Source organism: Rhodanobacter lycopersici, assembly GCF_040812335.1.
GTDB classification, from domain to species: Bacteria; Pseudomonadota; Gammaproteobacteria; order Xanthomonadales; family Rhodanobacteraceae; genus Rhodanobacter_A; species Rhodanobacter_A lycopersici.
Genome location: NZ_JBFOHK010000002.1, coordinates 707706 through 729093 on the forward strand (window position 1 = coordinate 707706; position 21388 = coordinate 729093).

At 67.6% G+C, this 21388-nt stretch carries 20 protein-coding genes and 1 tRNA gene; 13 read left to right on the forward strand and 8 right to left on the reverse strand.

Translation table 11 applies throughout. The features are described from left to right. The gene (gene dinG / locus ABQJ54_RS10065; RefSeq protein WP_367854162.1) at nucleotides 1–2097 is read right to left on the reverse strand and encodes an ATP-dependent DNA helicase DinG; all 2097 of its coding nucleotides are present in this window, start codon (nucleotides 2095–2097) and stop codon (nucleotides 1–3) included. A gap of 111 nt (nucleotides 2098–2208) precedes the next feature. Between dinG and ABQJ54_RS10070 the strand changes: the two genes are divergently transcribed. After that, nucleotides 2209–5130: a bifunctional diguanylate cyclase/phosphodiesterase gene (locus ABQJ54_RS10070; RefSeq protein WP_367854163.1), complete on the forward strand. Its 2922-nt coding sequence runs from the start codon at nucleotides 2209–2211 to the stop codon at nucleotides 5128–5130. A gap of 36 nt (nucleotides 5131–5166) precedes the next feature. Here the strand turns inward: ABQJ54_RS10070 and crp are convergent, their stop codons facing one another. Then, entirely contained in the window at nucleotides 5167–5862 is a 696-nt protein-coding gene (gene crp, locus ABQJ54_RS10075) for a cAMP-activated global transcriptional regulator CRP (protein ID WP_367854164.1), read from the reverse strand. A 433-nt stretch (nucleotides 5863–6295) separates the two neighbouring features. Between crp and speD the strand changes: the two genes are divergently transcribed. After that, complete coding sequence (gene speD, locus ABQJ54_RS10080) at nucleotides 6296–7081, forward strand: adenosylmethionine decarboxylase (protein WP_367854165.1); 786 nt, start codon at nucleotides 6296–6298, stop codon at nucleotides 7079–7081. Between the two features lie 266 nt (nucleotides 7082–7347). Here speD and coq7 read toward each other — a convergent pair whose 3' ends face one another. Next, nucleotides 7348–7989, reverse strand: coding sequence for a 2-polyprenyl-3-methyl-6-methoxy-1,4-benzoquinone monooxygenase (gene coq7 / locus ABQJ54_RS10085; RefSeq protein ID WP_367854166.1), 642 nt, complete (start codon nucleotides 7987–7989; stop codon nucleotides 7348–7350). A 214-nt stretch (nucleotides 7990–8203) separates the two neighbouring features. Here coq7 and rplM point away from each other — a divergent pair, with 214 nt between their 5' ends. The 3 genes from rplM to ABQJ54_RS10100 all read left to right on the forward strand — a co-directional run bounded on the left by rplM (nucleotide 8204) and on the right by ABQJ54_RS10100 (nucleotide 9220). Beyond that, nucleotides 8204–8632, forward strand: coding sequence for a 50S ribosomal protein L13 (rplM, locus tag ABQJ54_RS10090; RefSeq protein WP_192107329.1), 429 nt, complete (start codon nucleotides 8204–8206; stop codon nucleotides 8630–8632). Nucleotides 8633–8699: 67 nt separating this feature from the next. Then, entirely contained in the window at nucleotides 8700–9092 is a 393-nt protein-coding gene (gene rpsI / locus ABQJ54_RS10095; protein WP_367854167.1) for a 30S ribosomal protein S9, read from the forward strand. A gap of 54 nt (nucleotides 9093–9146) precedes the next feature. Continuing rightward, nucleotides 9147–9220 (forward strand) — tRNA-Gln (locus ABQJ54_RS10100). Nucleotides 9221–9536: 316 nt separating this feature from the next. On the opposite strand, the gene ABQJ54_RS10105 is transcribed toward ABQJ54_RS10100, so the two are convergent. The 4 genes from ABQJ54_RS10105 to ABQJ54_RS10120 all read right to left on the reverse strand — a co-directional run bounded on the left by ABQJ54_RS10105 (nucleotide 9537) and on the right by ABQJ54_RS10120 (nucleotide 12252). Continuing rightward, a complete protein-coding gene (locus ABQJ54_RS10105; protein WP_367854168.1) occupies nucleotides 9537–10307 on the reverse strand; it encodes an enhanced serine sensitivity protein SseB C-terminal domain-containing protein in 771 nt (256 codons plus the stop codon). 14 nt (nucleotides 10308–10321) lie between these two features. Beyond that, the gene (locus ABQJ54_RS10110; RefSeq protein ID WP_367854169.1) at nucleotides 10322–10729 is read right to left on the reverse strand and encodes a hypothetical protein; all 408 of its coding nucleotides are present in this window, start codon (nucleotides 10727–10729) and stop codon (nucleotides 10322–10324) included. After that, nucleotides 10726–11217 (reverse strand): Mpo1 family 2-hydroxy fatty acid dioxygenase, encoded by a 492-nt coding sequence (locus tag ABQJ54_RS10115; RefSeq protein ID WP_367854170.1) that lies wholly within the window; start codon nucleotides 11215–11217, stop codon nucleotides 10726–10728. The genes ABQJ54_RS10110 and ABQJ54_RS10115 overlap by 4 nt, the downstream gene beginning before the upstream one ends. Before the next feature lie 138 nt (nucleotides 11218–11355). Next, nucleotides 11356–12252, reverse strand: coding sequence for a phosphoribosylaminoimidazolesuccinocarboxamide synthase (locus ABQJ54_RS10120; RefSeq protein ID WP_367854171.1), 897 nt, complete (start codon nucleotides 12250–12252; stop codon nucleotides 11356–11358). 128 nt (nucleotides 12253–12380) lie between these two features. Here ABQJ54_RS10120 and ABQJ54_RS10125 point away from each other — a divergent pair, with 128 nt between their 5' ends. The 8 genes from ABQJ54_RS10125 (at nucleotide 12381) to ABQJ54_RS10160 (ending at nucleotide 20572) form a co-directional block, all read left to right on the forward strand. Beyond that, nucleotides 12381–12707: a c-type cytochrome gene (locus ABQJ54_RS10125; RefSeq protein ID WP_367854172.1), complete on the forward strand. Its 327-nt coding sequence runs from the start codon at nucleotides 12381–12383 to the stop codon at nucleotides 12705–12707. Beyond that, nucleotides 12704–13510 (forward strand): co-chaperone DjlA, encoded by an 807-nt coding sequence (gene djlA, locus ABQJ54_RS10130; RefSeq protein WP_367854173.1) that lies wholly within the window; start codon nucleotides 12704–12706, stop codon nucleotides 13508–13510. The genes ABQJ54_RS10125 and djlA overlap by 4 nt, the downstream gene beginning before the upstream one ends. Before the next feature lie 97 nt (nucleotides 13511–13607). Then, entirely contained in the window at nucleotides 13608–14276 is a 669-nt protein-coding gene (gene rpe / locus ABQJ54_RS10135; RefSeq protein ID WP_367854174.1) for a ribulose-phosphate 3-epimerase, read from the forward strand. Nucleotides 14277–15067: 791 nt separating this feature from the next. Beyond that, nucleotides 15068–15757, forward strand: coding sequence for a proteobacterial dedicated sortase system response regulator (gene pdsR, locus ABQJ54_RS10140; protein ID WP_367854175.1), 690 nt, complete (start codon nucleotides 15068–15070; stop codon nucleotides 15755–15757). A 14-nt stretch (nucleotides 15758–15771) separates the two neighbouring features. Next, nucleotides 15772–16356: a hypothetical protein gene (locus ABQJ54_RS10145; RefSeq protein WP_367854176.1), complete on the forward strand. Its 585-nt coding sequence runs from the start codon at nucleotides 15772–15774 to the stop codon at nucleotides 16354–16356. A gap of 7 nt (nucleotides 16357–16363) precedes the next feature. Then, nucleotides 16364–18376 (forward strand): ATP-binding protein, encoded by a 2013-nt coding sequence (locus ABQJ54_RS10150; protein ID WP_367854177.1) that lies wholly within the window; start codon nucleotides 16364–16366, stop codon nucleotides 18374–18376. Between the two features lie 61 nt (nucleotides 18377–18437). Further along, nucleotides 18438–19913, forward strand: coding sequence for an anthranilate synthase component I (gene trpE, locus ABQJ54_RS10155; RefSeq protein ID WP_367854178.1), 1476 nt, complete (start codon nucleotides 18438–18440; stop codon nucleotides 19911–19913). Beyond that, a complete protein-coding gene (locus ABQJ54_RS10160; RefSeq protein ID WP_367854179.1) occupies nucleotides 19910–20572 on the forward strand; it encodes a hypothetical protein in 663 nt (220 codons plus the stop codon). Before trpE ends, ABQJ54_RS10160 begins: the two co-directional genes overlap by 4 nt. Here the strand turns inward: ABQJ54_RS10160 and ABQJ54_RS10165 are convergent. Then, nucleotides 20569–21387: an N-acetylmuramoyl-L-alanine amidase gene (locus ABQJ54_RS10165; RefSeq protein WP_367854180.1), complete on the reverse strand. Its 819-nt coding sequence runs from the start codon at nucleotides 21385–21387 to the stop codon at nucleotides 20569–20571. The two genes, ABQJ54_RS10160 and ABQJ54_RS10165, sit on opposite strands and share 4 nt — an antisense overlap. Nucleotide 21388 lies beyond the last annotated feature (1 nt).

Sequence of the window (21388 nt, forward strand, 5' to 3'; positions counted from 1 at the left end):
CTATCTCTCGATCACGCGACGGAACGGCGGCAACGCCCGCAGCATGCCGGCGCCGTAGCGCTTGGTGACCACGCGGCGGTCCAGCAGCACGATGCGGCCGGTGTCGCTCTCGTTGCGGATCAGGCGTCCGCAGTACTGGGTGAGCAGGCGGGTGGCCTCGGGGATGCTCACCTCGATGAAGGGATTGCGGCCGCGCGATTCCAGCCATTCCGCATAGGTGGCGCCCACCGGGTCGGTGGGCACGGCGAACGGCAGCTGGGTGATGACCACGGTCTCGCACAGCTTGCCGGGCAGGTCCAGGCCTTCGCCGAACGAGGCCAGGCCGAACAGCGTGCTGCCCATGCCGGCTTCCACGTCGGCGACGTGCTCGGCGATCAGTTGCGTCTTGCCCAGCGAGCCCTGCGCGCGCACCTTGCGCACCTTATCGATCGGCAGGCGCTGCAGCACGCGGTCGAGCTTGGCGCGCGAGGTGAACAGCACGAGGTTGCCGGCGCTCCAGTCCAGATGCTCGGCCAGCCAGTCGCTGATCGCCTGCGCGTGTTCCTCGCGTGCGTCGGGCAGGGCGGCCATGGCCGGTACTTCGAGCTGCGCCTGTGCGGCGAGGTCGAACGGCGAGGGCAGGCTGAGCGTCGCGGCGTCGTCGGGCAGGCCCACGGCATCGGCGTAGCCGCGGAAATTGCCGCCCGCGCTCAGCGTGGCCGAGGTGAGCACCACGCCGCTGGCGTTGCCCCACAGCACGTTGCGCAACAGGCCCGAGGCGGATACCGCCGAGGCGTGGCAGACCAGTTGCTGGTCGCTGGTGAGCGTAATCCAGCGCGCCAGCGGCGGCGCCTGGTCGGGATCTTCCACCGACCAGGCCTGCCAGCAGGCGGCCTGCTTGCCGATGCGTTCCAGCGCGATGCCCAGCTCGCGCGACAGCGCCTCCTGGGTGGGCCCGCCGTCGGTCATCTCCACCACCGCACGGCGCACCGCGGCGAGCCAGCGCTGCACTTCGCTGGCCTGCAGGCTCAGCAGGCGCGCGTGTTCCACCCAGGCTTCGGGCAGGCGGCCCAGCGAGCCGCGGTACATCGGCTCGGCCTCGGCGGGATCGGGCAGCCAGCCGAGGCGGATCTCCCTTTCCAGCGCTTCCAGCGCATCGCCGAGTTCCTGCAGCCTGGCGTCGCCGGCATCGAGCGAGAGCTTGCCGAGGTTCTCCTTGTCGGTGAGCGAATAGGCCGCGTGCACCTGGCGTCCAAGCCGGCTCAACTGGCGCACGGTGGCGGCCAGATGCACATCGGCGGCGCCGCGGTCGATGGCCTTGCCGGGGATGTGATGGGCCTCGTCGAACACGTACAGCGTCTCGTCCGGGCGCGGCAGGATCACGCCGCCCCAGTTTTCGTCCTCGCCCGGCATGGTGAGGTCGGCCAGCACCAGGTCCTGATTGGCCACGATGATCTCGGCATCGTCCACTGCGCGGCGCGCGGCGTAGAACGGGCAGATCATGAACTGGCCACACTTGCGGTTGGTGCAGCCGCCCGCGCTGGTGGTGAGCATGGGGCGCAAGATCTCGCTCACCGGCTCGGGCGCGCTGTCCATGTCGCCGTTCCACTGGCCGGCATCGAAGGCCTGGGCGAGCTTGGCCAGCGCCTGCTTGTCGCGCTCGGCTGGTGGCTTCGACCACAGCGCGAGGTCGGCATCGAAACCGAAGCCCATCTGCGCCGAACCGGCGAGGCTGTTGCGCGCCATCGCCAGGTTGCGCGGGCACAGGTAGCGGCCGCGGCCCTTGGCCAGCGCCACCTTCGCCGCGTGGCCGGAGAGCTGCAGGTACAACGGGATGTCGCGTTCCACCAGCTGTTCCTGCAGCGCCACCGTGGCGGTGGCGATCAGCAGCTTCTTTTTCTGCGCCCGCGCCACTTCGTGACCGGCGATCAGGTAAGCCATGGACTTGCCGGTGCCGGTGGGTGCCTCGATCGCGGCGACGCCGCCTTCGTGCGCCAGTGCCTTCGCCACCTCGGCGATCATCTTTCCTTGCGAAGCGCGCGGACGGAAGCCGGGGAGGCCGTCCTTCAGGCGCGTGTAGGCAGCGCGTATGGCGTCCTTGGTGGTGTCGGCGAGCATGCGTGCATCCGGGGCGAGCCGTTCATTCTAGCGGGCGGGTCGCGTCGGGGGCGGATGTTGGGTGTTGCCGCGATAGCGCGCTACCATCGGATCGGGGGAATCATCGACGCCATGAACCAGCTCCGCAGGCTGCATGTCACGATTCCGGGCGAGGCCGACCAGCTGGCATGGCTGGGGCGGCTGATTGGCGCGTCCACGGCGCGGGCGGTGGGCGAGCTGGTGGTGGAACTGGCGCGCGGTTGCCCGGCCTGCAGCGATGCCCGTCTGTTGTGGCTGGAGCGGGGCGAGTGCCACGCCACGAACGGGAAGCCGGACGTGCATGTCTCCGCGTGGATGCTGGCGATATTGCGCGGCGAGGACGACGTACCGGCATCCGCCGGTGGTGAGTACGTGATCCGGCTGGCGCCGGATGTGCCTGCCGTGCTGTTGCTGATGCTCGAGGATGCAATGGCCGGTCCGCGGCTGGGCGCGGCGCTGGAACCCTGCCTGGTGCTGGCGGGACGGCAGTTGCAGCAGTTGCTGGCGCTGGCCGAACTGCACGATTCGCACCGCCAGCTGGAGCGTTCGGAGAACCTGCAACGCGCGCTGTTCGCGATTTCCGAGCTGGCGGGCACCGATCTCGACATGCCCGAGCTGCTGCGCGGCATCCACGGCATCGTCGGCACGCTGATGTACGCGGAAAACTTCTACATCGCGCGGCACGACCCCGAGCGTGGCACGCTGCGTTTCCTGTACTACGCCGACACGGCGGATGCCGCTGGCCCCGACATCACTTGCGACGAGCCGCTGGAAGCGCGGCGTGGCTCGCTCACCTGGCACCTGCTGACCCAGGGGCGTCCGCTGATGGGCAGCGCCGAGCAGCTGGCTGCGCAGATCGGTGAGCCGCTGGAGGTGGTCGGCCCGGACAGCGTGGACTGGCTGGGCGTGCCGATGCTGCGCGAGGGGCGCGCGCATGGCGCGCTGGTGGTGCAGAGCTATCGTCATGGCATCGGCTATTCCGACGAGGATCGCGCGGTGCTGGGATTCGTCGCCGAGCACGTGCTCACCGCGCTGGAGCGCAGGCAGAGCAAGAACGAGCTGGAGCACCGCGTGCTGCTGCGCACCCGCGAACTGGCCGCCGCCAACCGCGAGTTGCAGCAGGAGGTGCTGGAGCGCCAGCGCGCGGAGCGCCTGCAGTCGGTACTGTTCCGGCTGGCCGAGCTGGGCACCGCCGATCTCGACGAGGACGCGTTCTACCGGCATGTGCACGCCGAGGTGGGCAGCCTGCTGGACGCGTCGAACTTCTACATCGCCCTGCTGGACGAGCAGGGGCAACGGCTGGATTTTCCGTATTACGTGGATGCCGGGGTGCAGAGCGCTTTCAGCCTGCCGCTGGAGCGCAGCATCACCGCGTACGTTCTGCGCACCGGTCGGCCGTGGCTGGGCAGCCGGCGCGAGCTGGACGCCATGGCGCAGGCGGGCGAGGTGGTGCCCCGCTACATCGGTGCGCCGTCCACCTGCTGGCTCGGCGTGCCGTTGCGCACTGGCGAGACGGTGATCGGCGTGGTCGCCGTGCAGGGTTACGGCGACGAAGTGCGTTTCGGCGCCGCCGACCAGGAGCTGCTGGGTTTCGCCGCACTGCAGATCGCCAACAGCATCCATCGCCGTCGTGCCGCCGCCGCGCTGCTGCAGGCCAACCTGCAGCTGGAACACCGGGTGGAGGAACGTACCCGCGAATTGCGCGAGCAGATCGCGGAGCGCGAGCAGGTCCAGCGGCAGCTGCGCCACGAGGTGATGCACGATCCGCTCACCGGCCTGCCCAACCGCGGCTTCCTGCGCGAACGGCTGGGCGAGCGCCTGGCGCGCAGGCCGTCCGGCCCGTCTTGCGCGCTGCTGTACCTGGACGTGGATCGCTTCAAGGTGATCAACGACAGCCTCGGCCATCTGGCCGGCGATGCCTTCCTGCAGGCGGCGGCGAACCGCCTGCGCGCCTGCGTGTGCGCGCCGGACGTGGTGGCGCGGCTGGCCGGCGACGAGTTCGCGATCCTGCTGGACGTCGTCGCCGAGCCGGCGGCTGCCGAGCGCATGGCGCAGGGCGTGCTGCAGGCGTTGCACCAACCGCTGTCGATCGGCGGTCGCGAGCTGGAGCCTTCCGCCAGCGTGGGTATCGCGGTCAGCGACGGCCGCCACGAGCGGGCCGACTCGCTGTTGCGCGATGCCGACATCGCGCTGTATCGCGCCAAGCAGCTGGGGCGCGGCCGCTACGTGATGTTCGACGAGACGCTGGCCCGGAATGCGGTGGACGAGCTGGCGATGGAGGTCGAATTGCGCCATGCCTTGCAGCACGGCGAGTTCGTGCCGCACTACCAGCCGATCTTCCGGCTGGACAGCGGCGAGGTGGTCGGCCACGAGGCGCTGCTGCGCTGGAACCATCCGCGGCGCGGCATGCTGCTTCCCGACGATTTCGTGCCCATTGCGCAGGACTGCGGCCTGCTCGAGGCGATCGACTGGCAGCTGTTCGGGCAGGTGTGCGAGCGCATGGTGCGGCCGGACACCGGCGAGGGCTTCGTGACGATCAATGTCTCGCCGCAACACCTGCGCCACGCGTACTTCGATCGCCGGCTGTTGCAACTGCTCGAACGCAGCGGGCTGCCACCGACGCGGTTGCTGATCGAACTGACCGAGGGCGCGCTGCTGGACGACCCGGTGCTGGTGCGCGACACCCTGGAGCGTCTGCGCGCCGCTGGAGTGCAGGCGGCGCTGGACGATTTCGGTACCGGCTATTCTTCGCTGAGCTACCTGCATTCGCTGCCGCTGGGCAAGCTGAAGATCGACCAGGTGTTCGTGCGCGAGCTGGATGCCGCCGGCGGCACCGGCGCCAACACCGTGGTGGCGGCGATCCTCGCGCTGGCCCGTGCGCTGGGCATTGGCGTGATCGCCGAGGGCATCGAGACCGCGGCACAGCGCGATGCCCTGCTAGCGATGGGCTGCGAATTCGGGCAGGGCTTCCTGCTGGGGCGCCCGGCCCCGTCGCCATGCCCGCGCCGCGGTTGATGCAACCCCGCGGCGGCATGGCTGACCGGACCGCTCCTAACGCGTGCCGCGCACCACGATGGTCTTGCCGGAGACGTCGATCATGCCCTGCTCCTCGAGTTGCTTGAGCACGCGGCCGACCATCTCGCGCGAGCAGCCCACGATGCGGCTCACTTCCTGGCGCGAGATGCGGATCTGGGTGCCTTCGGGGTGGCTCATCGCGTCCGGCTCGTCGCACAGGTCGAGCAGGGTACGCGAGATGCGGTTGGTGACGTCCATGAACGCCATGCGGCTCACCTGGCGCGAGGTGCGCAGCAGGCGCTGGGTCAGCTGGGCGCCGATCGCGAACAGGATCTTCGGGCACTCTTCCTGCAGCGGGCCCTTCATCAGCTGGAACAGGCGCTCGTAGCTGACCTCGGCCATCTCGCACACGCTGCGCGTGCGCACCACCGATTCGCGCTGGGACTGCTCCACGAACAGGCCCATCTCGCCGATGAACTGGCCGCGGTTGATGTAGGCAAGGATCAGCTCGCGGCCCTGCTCGTCCTCGGTGCATACCGCCAGCGAGCCGTCGATCACGTAATACAGCGTGTTGGCCGGGTCGCCGGGGCGGATGATCGCGGTCTTGCTGGGGTAGCGGCGGCGATGGCAGAGCGCGAGGAAGCGCTCCATCGAGGCCGGGTCCGGCGCGAAGGCGAGAGGGGCCTGGGAGCGTTCGAAGGCCTGTTGAAGCTGGTATTTGAGTAGCGCCACGGTATCTGGTTCCCCTTAGGATTGGCCCCGCCGTGCCTTTCCTGGCGTGATGGGCGGCATCGGTCGGTTGTCTGTCACGCGCCGTTACCGGCGAGGGTTCACGCGGGACGCACGCAAGCGATGGAAACTTCCGTATCGTCCGGCAAGGTCGTCGCTGCGGATGGAGCTGGTACAGGGGAACGCAGCGGCTTGCTGCGGGTTCGGCCCCCCGATCACCCCCAATCGCCCCATTATGGCAAACCCGAACGAATTGACGCAGGTTCAGTTTTCCACAATTTTGCCGCATACTTCGCAGTCTTTCGTTCGCGGCTTTGGCCGCGGGCTGTTCGCCGGGTGGTGGGGGACAAGGGTCCCCGCCATCCGAATTCCCGCGGGGACCCTTGGTGCTAACCCGCCTCATCTGCTGACCGTGATCCGGTCATGGAGAGTCGTCGTGGTCAAGCCGCTTCCGCGTCTGCGCCTGCAGGGGTTCAACAACCTCACCAAGGCGTTGAGCTTCAACATCTACGACATCTGCTACGCGGTGTCCGAGGAACAGCGCCAGCGCTACATCGAGTACATCGACGAGCAGTACGACGCCGACCGCCTCACCCAGATCCTCACCGACGTGGCCGAGATCATCGGCGCGAACATCCTCAATGTGGCCCGCCAGGACTACGATCCGCAGGGTGCCTCGGTGACGATCCTGATTTCCGAAGAACCGATCGTCGAAAAGCTGGGCCGCGACACGATCTCCGGTGCCGTGGTGGCGCACATGGACAAGAGCCACATCACCGTCCACACCTACCCCGAGACGCACCCGCACAACGGCATCGCGACCTTCCGTGCGGACATCGACGTGGCCACCTGCGGCGTGATTTCCCCGCTGAAGGCGCTGAACTACCTGATCGACAGCTTCGAGTCGGACATCGTGGTCTGCGATTACCGCGTGCGCGGCTTCACCCGCGATGTGAAGGGCAAGAAGCACTTCATCGACCACAAGATCAACTCGGTGCAGGATTACCTGGCGCGGCACATCCGCCAGAAGTACGAGATGTTCGACGTCAACGTGTACCAGGAAAACATGTTCCACACGAAGATGCACGTGAAGGACTTCGACCTCGACACCTACCTGTTCGACGCCCATGCCGACGACCTCTCGTTCAAGGAGCGCCAGCGCATCGAGTCACTGCTGCGCCGCGAGATCGAGGAGCTCTTCCACGGCCGCAACCTGATGTGACATGAAAAACCCGCCGAGAGGCGGGTTTTTTCTTGCAGCCTTTCTCCCCTCTCCCTTCGGGCGAGGGGCCGGGGGAGATGGTCCGGGCGAAGCGAGGAGATCGACTTTCGCGGATGCATTCCGATCCGCGTGCTGACCGAACCCTCACCCAACCCCTCTTCCTCCCTCCTCCACGCGGAGAGAGCACAGGGATGTGCTCTGCTTTGGGGAGCGAGGAAAGCATGGCCATCCATGGCTCTTCCCCGCGTCCGGTGGGAGAGGGGCTTTCAAACCCGGTACGCCACCGCCTTCATCACCATCGAACTGGCCTGCATCAGCTGCGGAATGGGGAACGGCAAGTCGATACCGCCGCGCGCCTGCGCGTCCTGCCCGTGGCGCATCTCGTCCGCCTGCATCTGCGCCAGCACGGCGCGCGAACGTTCATCCTGTGCGGGCAGGCGCCCCAGGTGGTCGGCCAGGTGCGCCTCCACCTGGCGCTCGGTTTCCACCACGAAGCCCAGGCTCACCGCGTCGCCGGCCAGCGCGGCCAGCGCGCCGATCGCGTAGCTGCCGGCGTACCACAGCGGGTTGAGCAGGCTGGGGCGGCTGTCCAGTTCCCGCAGGCGCTCGCCACACCAGGCAAGGTGGTCGGTCTCCTCGGCGGCAGCGTGCAGCAGGTGTTCGCGGTTGGCCTCGTTGCGGGCCAATGCAGCCTGGCCGTCGTACAGCGCCTGCGCGCAGACCTCGCCCGTATGGTTGATGCGCATCAGGCCGGCAGTGTGGCGGCGTTCGGCATCGTCCAGTTCCACGTGGGCGGTGCCGTGCGCAGGCGAAGGGCGATTCGCCTCCGGCGCGCCGGCTACGGTCTCCAGCGCGCGTTCGATGCCGGCCAGCAGGCGGTCCAGCGGGCTGAGCGTGCGTGCGTTCATGGGAGAGATCCTTCAGTCGTCGGGCGGCGCCGGTGCAGCGTCCCGGGGTAGGGGGTCTATGCAAGCGCCGGGCGTCGCATGCTATCATTGCCAGCTCACAGGCCACCTGCCGGTGGACTTGCGCCAGTGATGACGGCTCCGCTATCATCTCGCGCCTTTGCTTCACCGATTTATTGTGCAACCGCCCTCGCTGGCGGCATACGGGTATCTCGAAATGAAAACTTTCAGCGCCAAGGCAGAAAGCGTCAAGCGCGACTGGTTCGTGGTGGACGCCACCAACAAGACGCTCGGTCGCCTGTCGACCGAAATCGCGCGTCGCCTGCGCGGCAAGCACAAGCCCGAGTTCACCCCGCACGTGGACACCGGCGATTACATCGTCGTGGTCAACGCGCAGAAGGTGGCCGTCACCGGCGCCAAGCTTGACGACAAGATGTACCACCGCTTCACCGGCTACGTCGGCAACCTCAAGACCACCAGTCTGAAGGACATGCTGGCCACCCACCCGGAGCGCGTGATCGAGATCGCCGTCAAGGGCATGCTGCCGAAGAACGCCCTGGGCCGCGAGATGTATCGCAAGCTCAAGGTGTACGGCGGCGCCGAGCACCCGCACACCGCGCAGCAGCCGCAGGCGCTGGAAGTTTAAGGCTTTATTGCGCAGTCCCTGCGCGTGAAAGCGGCCATCCATGGCCGCACTTTTCAAGAGTAAAACCATGGCGATTCAGCAGAATTACGGCACCGGCCGCCGCAAGACCTCCGCCGCCCGCGTGTTCCTGCGCAAGGGCACCGGCGCGATCGAAGTCAACGGCAAGACCCTCGACCAGTTCTTCGGTCGCGAGACTTCGCGCATGATCGTGCGCCAGCCGCTCGAACTGACCCAGAACACCGACAAGTTCGACATCAAGGTCACCGTTGAAGGCGGCGGCATCACCGGCCAGGCCGGCGCGATCCGCCTCGGCATCGCCCGCGCGCTGATCGAGTACGACGAAAGCCTGAAGTCGCCGCTGCGCAAGGCCGGCTTCGTGACCCGCGACGCCCGCGAGGTCGAGCGCAAGAAGGTCGGCCTCCACAAGGCCCGCCGCGCCACCCAGTTCTCGAAGCGCTAACCGCGCTTCGACGTGCGGCGCTCCAGGTCAGAGCGCGCCGCCACGCCAGGGTTTTGGGAGATCGTCTAATGGTAGGACAACAGACTCTGACTCTGTTTATCTAGGTTCGAATCCTAGTCTCCCAGCCAAAACAAAAGGCCCCGCCGATGGCGGGGCCTTTTGTTTTGGCTGGGAGGGTCGGGGACTTGGATCCCGTTACTCGGCGCTTCCTGTGCCTCGCCCTTCGGGCCATCGGCTGCGCCGATGTTCGCTCCGGCATCCTGCTTCCGCAGTCGACAATTTTGTCAGGAACAAAATTGGACAGCGCGTGAGCGCTGGCCACGTAGAGCGCAGTGCGGAGGGGTGAGCCCCAGGAATGGGGCGAGCAATCCTAGTCTGCCAAGTTGTCCAGAGTTCAATCGTGTTATTTGTTCTGTTATGCGCGGCCCGGGCTGATGAACGATTTTAGCTTGGTCCCCAGGTGCGTTCGGCGCGTTCGTAAAACGGCTGGACCGATTTGAGAAAGTACGCGCTCAGTCCTTCGCCCCCGCGGACTATCTTGATGAAATCGACCGAAACGCCTTTGGGCGCGGTGTCGGCTGCGACTGAGCCGGCTTCTTGCATGGCGCGCTCCAATGCCTCGCCTTCAAAGCCGACAACCAGACTTGGTTTTTCCTGGGTCGATGGATCATGCATCAGGCAAAGATACGCGGCCTTGACCGATGGATGCTTGGCCAGAAGCTTGGTCAGTGCGGCAATCATCTCGGAAGGGTGGTTTGCAGGCTGGCCGAGAAGGACTTGAGTCGGTTTTTGCACCACTCGACTTTGTGCTACGTGGTTGACTCCGGTGGCAAGCATCGCCTCGATTTCGTGCGGGAAGAATTCTTTCGAGTAGCTTGATCCGGGATTCAGGACAAGCGTTGCCCCTTTGGTGACTTCAAGCAATGATCTGGCGGGCATGGCGACAAAAGACTGTTGCTCCTTGATTGCTCGACGTAACACATCAAGCGAGCTAAAGAACGGTATAACGGGCGTTCCATCATTCTTTTGCCAGTTCACGATCGAGATTTTTTCGCCAACGGCAAGAGTTCGGCGCCCATCTCCTTCGCTTTCCGTGTGCCCAAGCGCAAAAACTTCGGATTCCAGCAGCAGTTGGTAGAACGCCGGGCGATTTGCTGGTTCCTTGGCTGCTTGTTCCAAAGCATGTTCCAAGGCGTTGTGAGAATTGTCGTTCATTGCTTGTCTCTCCGTTACACCAACACCGTCCCCACCCCAAACCCCACCGCCGCCACAACCCCCACCGCCAGGCACGCATTCCCAAACCTGATCCGCCGCGCATCCACCCGTGGCGTGAGTCTGCACACCAATACCGCCCCTACCAGCATGTCCCCCACCAACGCCCAGCGCAGCAGCCCGGAAGCGAGCAACGCACGGAACGGCGGATGCAGATGCCCTTCGTACGCCGCCACGCCAACCACCAGCAGCATGCCGAGCAGGGTCCACAGCAAACAGGCGAGATAAACGCGGTTGAACACCACGTTGCAGCGTTCGGTCCAGCGCAGCACCGACCAGGCGATCAGTGCGCAGAACAGCGCGCCGATGCTGCCGTAGAGCACCCACCACACCAGGGAGCTGACAACGGTGAGCAGGGCATTCATGCGACGTGCTTGAAGCCGAGGCGGCGCAGCAGCTTGGCCATCAGCCAGGCGGGGCCGATCAGCAGGTAGGCGAGGTCGGTGAGGAAGCTGGGTTTGCGGCCTTCGAATTTGTGGCCGATGAACTGGCCGATCCACGCCACCACGAACACGCCGATGGCGAGCCCGCAGAGATCAGCGACACCGAGCAACGCGTACAGGAAGTTGGTGAGCAGGCCGAGCGCGGCGAACGCGACCAGCAGCGCCAGTGCCAACACGCGTGCGCGCTTCCAGTACCAGTAGAACGCCAGCACCATCACCGCCACGGCCCAGGCGCCGGGGCGCAGCCAGGTCTGTGGCACCGGGATCGCCCACAGCAGTGCGATCACCGACCACACGATGGGCGGCACGCAGCACCAGTGGAAGACCTGGTTGACGTGGTTGCGGTGGTCGTTGCTGTAGCTGTCCAGCCAGTCCTGCATGCTGCGCGGGCTTGCGGCTTGCGTGGCCATGGTGCGTCCCCTCGAGGATCAGGGGTGCAATAGCAGCACGTCGGCGGCGGGTGTCGCAAGCCGGGGCGGATCGTAGGAGCGGCTTCAGCCGCGATCGCCGCAGTCCGGATCGCGGCTGAAGCCGCTCCTACGAACCGATCAGGACAGCTTGATGCCGGCCAGCCGTTCCAGCGCCTCGGCGTACTTGGCGGCGGTGCGCGCGATCACCTCGTCCGGAATCACCGGGCCGGGCGGGGTCTTGTCCCAGCCCTGCGCCTCCAGCCAGTCGCGCACGAACTGCTTGTCGTAGCTGGGCGGGCTGATGCCGACCTGGTAGCTGTCGGCGGGCCAGTAGCGCGTGGAGTCGGGCGTCAGCATTTCGTCCATCACGTACAGCTTGCCGTCGGCATCGGTGCCGAACTCGAACTTGGTGTCGGCGAGGATGATGCCGCGTTCGGCGGCGTAGGCGGCCGCCCAGCGGTAGATCGCCAGGGTGGCGTCGCGCACCTTTTCGGCCAGTTCGCGGCCCACTTGGTCGACCATCACGTCGAAGCTGACGTTCTCGTCGTGGTCGCCCACGGCGGCCTTGGTCGACGGCGTGAAGATCGGCTCGGGCAACTGCTGCGCCTGCTTGAGGCCCGCGGACAGCGCGATGCCGCACACCGTGCCGGTCTTCTGGTAGTCCTTCCAGCCCGAGCCGATGATGTAGCCGCGCGCGATCGCTTCCACCGGCACCGGCTTCAGGCGGCGCGTGACCACGGCGCGCTTTTCGTAGAACGCAAGGTCGGTGCCGGGCGGCAGCACGTCGGCCAGCGGCACGTCGAGCAGGTGGTTGGGAATCAAGTGCGCGGTCTTGCCGAACCAGAAGTTGGAGATCTGGGTGAGCATCTCGCCCTTGCCGGGAATCGGGTTGGGCAGCACCACGTCGAACGCGGAGAGCCGGTCGGTGGCCACCATCAGCAGGCGCTGCTCGTCCAGCGCGTAGACGTCGCGCACCTTGCCGCGATGGATCAGTTCCAGGCCGGGCAGGTTCGATTGCGGCAGGGTGGTGGGCACGACGGCGGTTCCGTGGCGGGGAGAGGAGCGTTCATTGTAGCGGCTGGCGTCGGTAAGGTTCCGGCGCGAGGCGGGCAGCGTCGCTTACCGCTGCTAGAATCGGCGGCTTTCGGCCCCAGCTTCCGTCGATGCGCATTTTGCTGACCGCGGCACTCTGCCTCACCATCGCCTTTCCGAGTCTGGCGCAGACGCCGTCGCCCGCCATGGCGAAGCCGTCGCGGCTGGGCCTGTGCGCGGCCTGCCACGGTGAAACCGGCATGGCCGTGATGCCGGGCGCGCCGAATCTCGCCGGGCAGCGGCTGGATTACCTGCGCCAGGCGCTGAAGGACTACCGCGACGGCAGTCGCGACGTGCCGCTGATGCGCACCGCGATTGGTCCGCTCAGCGCGGCCGAGCTGGATGCGCTGGCACGCTGGTACAGCATGCAGGTTCCGACACCGGCGGCCGGACCATGAGCTTCACCTACACACTCTGGTTCGGCTTCTTCGGTCTGCTGATCGGCCATCTGCCCGGTGCGGTCACCGGCGCGGTCATCGGTTTCGTGTTCGACAACCTGCGCCACAGCCAGCGCAGGCAGGCCACGCCGGAGGCAGGCGGCTTCGTCGGGCCGCTGTTCGCGCTGCTGGGCGCGGTGGCCAAGTCCGACGGCCGCGTCTCCGAGGCGGAGATCGCCGTGGCCGAACGCATGATGGCGCGCATGGGCCTGGACGCCGCGCAGCGCCAGCAGGCGATCGCCAGCTTCAACGCCGGCAAGCAGCCGGAATTCGATGTGGCGCCGACCATCGAGGAACTGCGCCGCTGGGCCGGCCTGCGCCGTGACCATGCGTTCCCGGTGCTGGACGTGGTGATCGACACCGTGCTCGCCGAGGGCAATCCGCCGCCGGAGAAGATGGCGATCCTGCGCCAGCTCGCGTTCGCGCTGCGCGTCAGCGACATGGAGTTGATGGCGCTGATGGCGATGAAGGGCTATGCGTGGAACGCGGGCAATGCGCGCGGCCGCGACGGCCATGGCTACGGCGGGGGCGGTTACGTGCCGCCGCAGCGCAGTACCCGTGGCCCCGATCCCTACGTGGTGCTCGGCATCGAACGCAGCGCCGATGACCGCGCGGTGAAGCGTGCCTACCGCAAGCTGATTTCCGAGCATCACCCCGATCGCCTCGGCGACCTGCCCGAGGCGATGCGCCGGCGGGCCGAAGCCCGCGCCAGCGAGATCAACGCCGCCTACGAACGGATCAAGGCGGAACGCGGCTTCAAGTAGGAGCGGCTTCAGCCGCGATAGGCGGGTTGCGACAATCGCGGCTGAAGCCGCTCCTACAATCCGCCAGGTACCATCCTGTCGACACACCGGAATCGCCATGAGCAAGCAGAGCCCGATCATCGCTCCTTCCATCCTCGCCGCCGACTTCGCGCGCCTGGGCGAGGATACCGCCGCGGCGTTGGCCGCGGGCGCCGACTGGGTGCATTTCGACGTGATGGACAACCACTACGTGCCCAACCTCACGATGGGCCCGATGGCGCTGTCCGCGCTGCGCAAGTACGGCATCGCCGCGCCGATCGACGTGCACCTGATGGTGAAGCCGGTGGACCGCATCGTGCCCGACTTCGCCAAGGCCGGCGCCACGCTGGTCAGCTTCCATCCCGAGGCCAGCGAGCACGTGGACCGCACCATCGGACTGATCAAGGACTCGGGCTGCCAGGCCGGGCTGGTGTTCAATCCAGCCACGTCGCTGGATTGTCTCGACTATGTGCTGGACAAGCTCGACCTGGTGCTGATCATGTCGGTGAACCCCGGCTTCGGCGGCCAGAAGTTCATCCCGATGGCGCTGGAGAAGCTGCGCCGCGTGCGTCGCATGATCGATGAGCGCGGACTGCCCGTACGACTGGAAGTGGACGGCGGCGTCACTGCCGAGAACATCGGCGCGATCGCGGCCGCCGGCGCCGATACTTTCGTGGCGGGCTCGGCGATCTTCCACGCCAAGGACTACCGCGCAGAGATCGCGGCGATGCGCGCGGCGATCGGCTGAATCCACGCGTTGAAAAATCGCCTGGAGCGACACGACATCGCGCCAGCGACGGCCTGAAGGGCAACCGCCAAGGATGGCGGTCGCAAAAAGCCCCGGCGCGATGACGGTCACGCCGGGGCAAACGTCATTGCATGACGTGCGAGGAGACACCATCGACCGGCGCCGTGACGCGGATACGGTCGTCACGGAGGGGAGATCCACGGCCGTATCGGCACCATCCACGGCAATGGAGTGGCGCCAGTCGTGAATTCTGACCGGCCCCCGGGGGATTGGTTCCCTGGAAAATCGCCGGTGGCGGCCGCAAAAAAATCCCCTCGTGCGGAGGGGACGAAGGAACCACCATGTTGGAGGAACGGGGGGCGGGATCGGGGTGCCGCATTGGCGCTGTTCAGGATCGGGATTCGGATCCGTCATGCCCCGCGGCCGGAGCGCTTCCCTGCGTCCCGGCCGCACTCCGCTTTTCACGGCTAATGGAGCGTTGACGGGCTGGTGCGCATTCAGTGCAGGCCCAGTAGCAGGCCGAGCAGCAGCGCACCCAGCGCCAGCGTCACCCGCAGCGGCTCGAAGCCACGCAGTTCAGCGTTGGGATCACGTTCGGTGGCATCGTTGCGGGTCATGGCGGCATTCCGGTGGGCGCTGGATGCATCTCACGCCCTGGTGCGGTCGCGCGGGCGGCGAGGCCGGGGCCATGTGCCGTCGATTTGTGGCAAAACGCGGGCAGCGGTGGTGTGCGGCTTGCGCCATCGGCGCGCACATAGCACGCTGCGCGCCATTGCCACCGGGAGCAGCCCATGGGCCGCAGCATTGCCATCGTCGAGGACGAACCGCTGATTCGCGCCAACTACGTCGAGGCGCTCAACCGCTTCGGCTACGACACCCGTGGCTACGGCTCGCGGCAGGAGGCATCGAACGCGTTTGCGATCAAGCTGCCCGAGCTGGTGATCATCGACATCGGCCTTGGCGACGAGCCGGAGGGAGGCTTCGACCTGTGCCGCGAGTTGCGCGCGAAGTCGGCCACGCTGCCGATCATCTTCCTCACCGCGCGCGATTCGGATTTCGACGTGATCTCCGGCCTGCGCCTGGGCGCGGACGATTACCTGAGCAAGGACACCAGCCTGCACCAGCTCGCCGCGCGCATCGCCGCGCTGTTCCGCCGCATCGAGTCGCTGAAGGCACCGGCGGCCAGCGAGACGGTGATCGAGCACGGCCCGCTGAAGATGGAATCGGAGCGCATGCGCATCACCTGGAACGGCGTCGAGGTGCCGCTCACCGTCACCGAGTTCTGGATGGTGCACACGCTGATCCGCTTCCCCGGCCACGTGAAGAACCGCGACCAGCTGATGCGCGAGGCGGAACTGGTGGTGGACGACGCCACCATCACCTCGCACATCAAGCGCATCCGCAAGAAGTTCATCGCGGTGGCGCCGGAATTCGACGCGATCGAGACCGTGCACGGCGTGGGCTATCGCTGGAAACCTTGAGGAAACCGACGACGATGAGACGTGTGTTGATGATGCTCGCCCTGTGCGTGGGGGCGGCGGGCGTGCAGGCGGCTGCCGCCGGCGGCAGCGATGACGTGCTGGCGCATGGCGTGCGCGACGGCGCGGCGCCGGCCTGGGCGATCGCGGTGGCGAGCCCGCCCGGCTGGACGCGCGACTGTTGCACTTATGCGAAGGCGATTGGCGTCGATGCCGTGCTCTATCAGGGCGAATGGACCGGCAAGCCCGAACGGGTGATGGTGCTGAACGTGTGGCCGCGGAAGCTGTCCACGCTGGCCGACGAACTGGCGGCCGACCGCAAGCAGTACCTGCGGCGCGACCCGCAGGGCAAGGCCACCGACATTCGCATCCACAACCCGCACATGCCCTGCCAGGGCGTGGTGTACGAGGGCAGCGACCATGTCGACGACGTGGTGGTGTTCTGCGACCCGGGCACGGCCAGCGGCATCCGGCTCAGCTGGTCGATGAGCTTCGCCGACGGCGACCCCGGCAAGCGCCCGCTGCTCGACGCCTTCATGCGCGTGGCGACGGATTCGGGTTACCAGCGTTACGTGGCGCTGTCCGCGCCCAAGAAACCCTGACGACGCGATGACCCTGCGCCGCAAGCTGCTGCTGGTTGCGCTGTGCACGCTGGCGCTGCCGGTGGCCGGCTGGCTGTACGTGCGGCAGATGGAGGCGCTGTTGCGCGAAGGCCAAGCGCAGGCGCTGATCGCCTCGGCGCGTGCGATGGCGCGCAGCCTGGTGGTGACGCATGCCGCGCTGCCGCAGGGCGATGCGGCTTGGTACGTGGAGCAGGCAGTCAACCCGATCACCGTGGATGGCTATGGCGATGACTGGGCGCCGCTGACGCCGTGGAGCCAGCCGTTCGGCACACGCGGCAAGCTGCTGCTCGCTGGTGACACGAGCGGGCTGTACCTGTACGCCGAGGTGCGCGACACCCGGCGTACCCGTGCCGATGCGATGGACGGTGCCAACGCATTGGCTGCCGACCATCTCAACCTGGTGCTGGGCAACGCGACCGGCCAGCAGCGCTACCTGCTGGAAAGTGACGCGCCCGGCGCGATCACGGCCAGGGCCCTGGGATCGCCGGTGGCCGGCCTGCCCGCGGAATTCCCCGCGCAATGGCAGGAAGATGGCAGCGGCTTCCGCGTCGAGCTGCGCCTGCCGCGCAGCCTGCAACTGCAGACGCTGGGCATCGGTGCCTATGTTGCGGTGGCCGGTGGCGACCGCATGGAAGTGGAAACGCGGCCGCTGCTGGATTATTCGCCCGCGCTTTCCGCAGAACTTGCCAGCCTCGCGCCCGACCGCGTGCAGGCCCGCGTGCTGTCGCCGCAGGGCTGGCTGCTGGCGCGCAGCGGCAGGCTGGATACCGCGCCCGGCGCACATGGCCAGCCAGGCTGGTTCGCTTCCCTGGTCTACCGTTCGCTGCTGGCCACGCGGCTGGAGGACGCGAACCTGTGGGCGGAGGACGTGCCTCGGTTGGACACGCCGGAGGTGCTGCGCGCCCGCGCCGGGCAGCCGGTGAGCGTGTGGCGCAGCGGCGAGGAGCGCGGCAGCGTGGTGCTTTCCGCCGCGGTGCCGATCGAACGCGACGGCAAGCCGGCCGGCGTGCTGCTGCTGGAGCAGGCCAGCCGCGCGGTGCCGCTGCTGGCCAACCGCGCGCTGCTCGGCCTGCTGCTTACCAGTTTCAGCGTGCTGCTGGTGGCCGGCGCGATCCTGCTGCTGTTTGCCACGCGGCTGAGTCTGCGTCTGGGCCGCCTGCGCAATGCGGCCGAGCGCGCGCAACTGTCGGACGGGCGTCTGGATGGCCTGTTCGAACGCGGCCGCTTCCCGATGACGGACGCGCCGGACGAGATCGGCGATCTCGCCCGCAGCTTCGAGCAGCTGTTCGAGGCGGTGGGCGGCTACACGGACTACCTGCGCACGCTGGCCTCCAAGCTCTCGCACGAACTCAACACGCCGCTGGCGATCGTGAAGTCCTCGCTGGACAACCTCGAGCATGCCGAGCTGTCGCCGGACGCCCAACCCTACCTCGACCGCGCCCGCGACGGCGTGGCGCGGCTGGGTGCGCTGGTGCGCGCGATGAGCGAGGCCAGCCGCATGGAACGCGCGATCGCCGCCGCCGAACCCGAGGACGTGGATCTGCGCGAGGTGGTGCGCGGCTGCGCCGAGGCCTATCGCCCGCTGGCCGGTGCACGGCGTCTGGACTGTGTGCTGCCCGACGCTCCGCTGCACCTGCACTGCGCGCCAGAGCCGATCGCCCAGGCGCTGGACAAGCTGTTCGACAACGCGCTCTCGTTCACTCCGCCCGAAGGCTGGCTGCGGCTCGGCCTGCGCGCCGTCGACGGCGGCGCCGAGATCGAGCTGGCCAACCAGGGGCCGCCGCTGCCCGCGGCGATGCAGGGTCGGCTGTTCGATTCGCTGGTGAGCCTGCGCGACAAGGCCACCCCCGGCGACGCGCCGCACCTGGGCCTGGGCCTGTACGTGGTGCGGCTGGTGGCCGAGCGGCACGGCGGCGTCGCTGGCGCGCGCAATCTCGACGACGGGAGCGGCGTGGCTTTCAGCCTGAGCCTGCACGGCATGCCGCGGCAGCGCCTGTAGCGCAAGGCATGGCGCCGCCTGCTATCGTGTGCAGCCCCGTCCCCGTATAGATGGCCAATCCGTGATTTCCCGCGACGACTTCGCTGCGCTGGCTGCGCAGGGCCACACCCGCATCCCGCTGGTGCGCGAGGTGTTTTCCGACCTCGACACCCCGCTGTCGGTGTACCTGAAGCTGGCCGACGGCCCGTACACCTTCCTGTTCGAGTCGGTCGAGGGCGGCGCCACCTGGGGTCGCTATTCCATCATCGGCCTGCCGGCGAAGCGCGTGTACCGGCTGCGCGGGCACGAGCTGGAGGTGGAGGATTCGGGCGAGATCACCGAACGTCGTCACCTGGACGATCCGCTGGGCGAGATCGAAAAGCTGCGGGCGCAGTACGACGTGCCGCGCCTGCCGCAGCTGCCCGCGTTCTCGGGTGGCCTGGTCGGCTACTTCGGCTTCGAGACCATCGGCTACATCGAGCCGCGGCTGGCGCAATGGGACCGCGCCGACGAGCTGGGCACGCCCGACGTGCTGCTGATGCTGGCCGAGGAGGTCGCGGTATTCGACAACCTCAAGGGCCGGTTGTACCTGATCGTGCATGCCGATCCGTCGCAGCCGCAGGCGTACGCCGCCGCGCAACGCCGGCTCGATGCGCTGGTCTACCGGCTGCGCCAAGGCGGTGCCTCGTATCCACAGCTCACCCAGTCGACCGCGCTGGACGAAGGCGATTTCAAATCCTCGTTCACCAAGGAAGAGTTCGAGGCGATGGTGGAGCGTGCGAAGGAGTACATCCGCGCCGGCGACATCTTCCAGGTGGTGCCCTCGCAGCGGCTCAGCGTGGGCTTCAACGCGCGGCCGGTGGACGTGTACCGCGCACTGCGCGCGTTGAACCCTTCGCCGTACATGTATTTCGTCGACCTGGGCAGTACGCAGATCGTGGGCTCCTCGCCCGAGATCCTTGCCCGGCTGAAGGACGGCAAGGTGCTGGTGCGCCCGCTCGCCGGCACGCGCAGGCGCGGCGCCACCGAGGAAGAGGACCAGGCGCTGGAGGCCGAGCTGCTGGCCGACCCTAAGGAGCGCGCCGAGCACGTGATGCTGATCGACCTGGGCCGCAACGACATCGGCCGGATCAGCGAGACCGGTACGGTGGAAGTCGCCGAATCCTTCGCGATCGAGCGCTACTCGCACGTGATGCACATCGTTTCGCAGGTGCAGGGCACGGCGAAGCCGGGGCTCAGCTACATGGACGTGCTCAAGGCCACCTTCCCGGCCGGCACGCTCAGCGGCGCGCCGAAGATCCGCGCGCTGGAAATCATCCAGGAACTCGAACCCTACAAGCGCAACATCTACGCCGGCGCGATCGGCTGGATCGGTTGGTGGGGCGATGCCGACACCGCCATCGCGATCCGCACCGCGGTGATCCAGGATGGTCGCCTGCACGTGCAGGCCGGCGCCGGCATCGTCTACGACTCCGACCCCGCTGCCGAGTGGGAGGAGACGATGAACAAGGGCCGCGCGCTGTTCCGCGCGGTGGCGCAGGCGGCGAAGGGGCTGTGAGGGCTTGCTCGCGGAACCTCGCGGCGTGTGTCGGGCTGGCGCTGGCCATTGTACCGGCCGCCTCTGCGCGTGACGGCTGGCCGGATACGCCGCTCGGCCGCACGCAGGCGCTGGCCGAACTGCAGACGCTCAACGCCGAGTTGCTGAGCCACCCCAGCGCCACGCTGACCCTGGAGCACTGGTGCGGCGCACATCACCTGGCGGCGCAGGCGAAGATCGTGGCGCGTCGCGTGCAGGGCGCGGACAAGCCGCTGCCGCCGGATGGCCGCGCGTTGCTCGGCATCGGCCCGGACGAGCCGGTGCGCTACCGCCGCGTGCAGCTGGCCTGCGGCGACACCGTGCTTTCCGATGCCGACAACTGGTACGTGCCGTCGCGACTGACGGCGACGATGAACCGGCAGCTCGACACCACCGATGTGCCGTTCGGCAAGGTGGTGCAGTCGCTGCATTTCCGCCGCCAGACGCTTTCCGCCGACCTGCTGTGGTCGCCCCTGCCGCAAGGCTGGGACAGCGGTGCCGCCTTACCGCCGGCAAGCAGCCAACCACTGGCGATCCCGCCCCATGTGCTGCAGCATCGCGCCCTGTTGTACACGCAGGACAACCAGCCTTTCAGCCTGGTGGTGGAGAGCTATACCGCGGGCGTGCTGGTTCGCCCTTAACCCGCCGGTGCTTGCGGCGACGGTGCGGTGCAGGTGTTGGCGGTCGGCTCGATCTGCTGCGCGAGGTTGTAGAGGATGCGCAGGTCCTGCGCATCCAGCGTGTCGCCCTCCATGCCGCGGAAGTGGTGATGGAAGGAGCGCACGGCAGCGGGGCGATCATCCAGCGCGTAGCCGACCACGGCCATCGCCATCCACGGATCGAAGCCGGGCGGCGGATCACACAACGGGCCGCGCGGCCAGCGGCCGAAGCCGGCCTCGGCGAGTTGCTGCCACGGGAACAGCGGACCGGGGTCGACCTTGCGGCCGGGGGCGAGATCCTCGTGGCCGATGATCTGCGTGGGCGGGATGTGCAGGCGCGTGGTGAGGTCGGCGAGAAGGCGCAGCAGGCTGGCGATCTGCGGTTGCGCGAACGGCGTGTGGCCGTCGTTGTCCAGCTCGATGCCGATGGAGGCGGAGTTGAGGTCGGTGATGGTGCCCCAGCGGCCCGGCCCGGCCTGCCATGCGCGCAATTGGTCGGGCACCAGCTGGTAGATGTGGCCGTCGCTGCCGATCAGGTAGTGCGCGCTGACCGGCCCGCCGCTGTTGCGCGTGCGCAGGGTGTCCAGGCTCTGCGCGACGGACTGCTGCTCGGTGAAGTGCAGCACGATCAGCACCGGCCGGCGGATGTCGTAGTTCGGCGACGGTACCCAGGTCGCCAGCGGATTGCGCGGCGGCGCATGGGCGCAGGCGGCGAGCAGGGCGAGCAGGAGCAGCAGGGCGGCCGTGCGCAGGAGGCGGGGTGTGGGGAGTGTCTGGTGCATGGCGGTGGGCTTCATG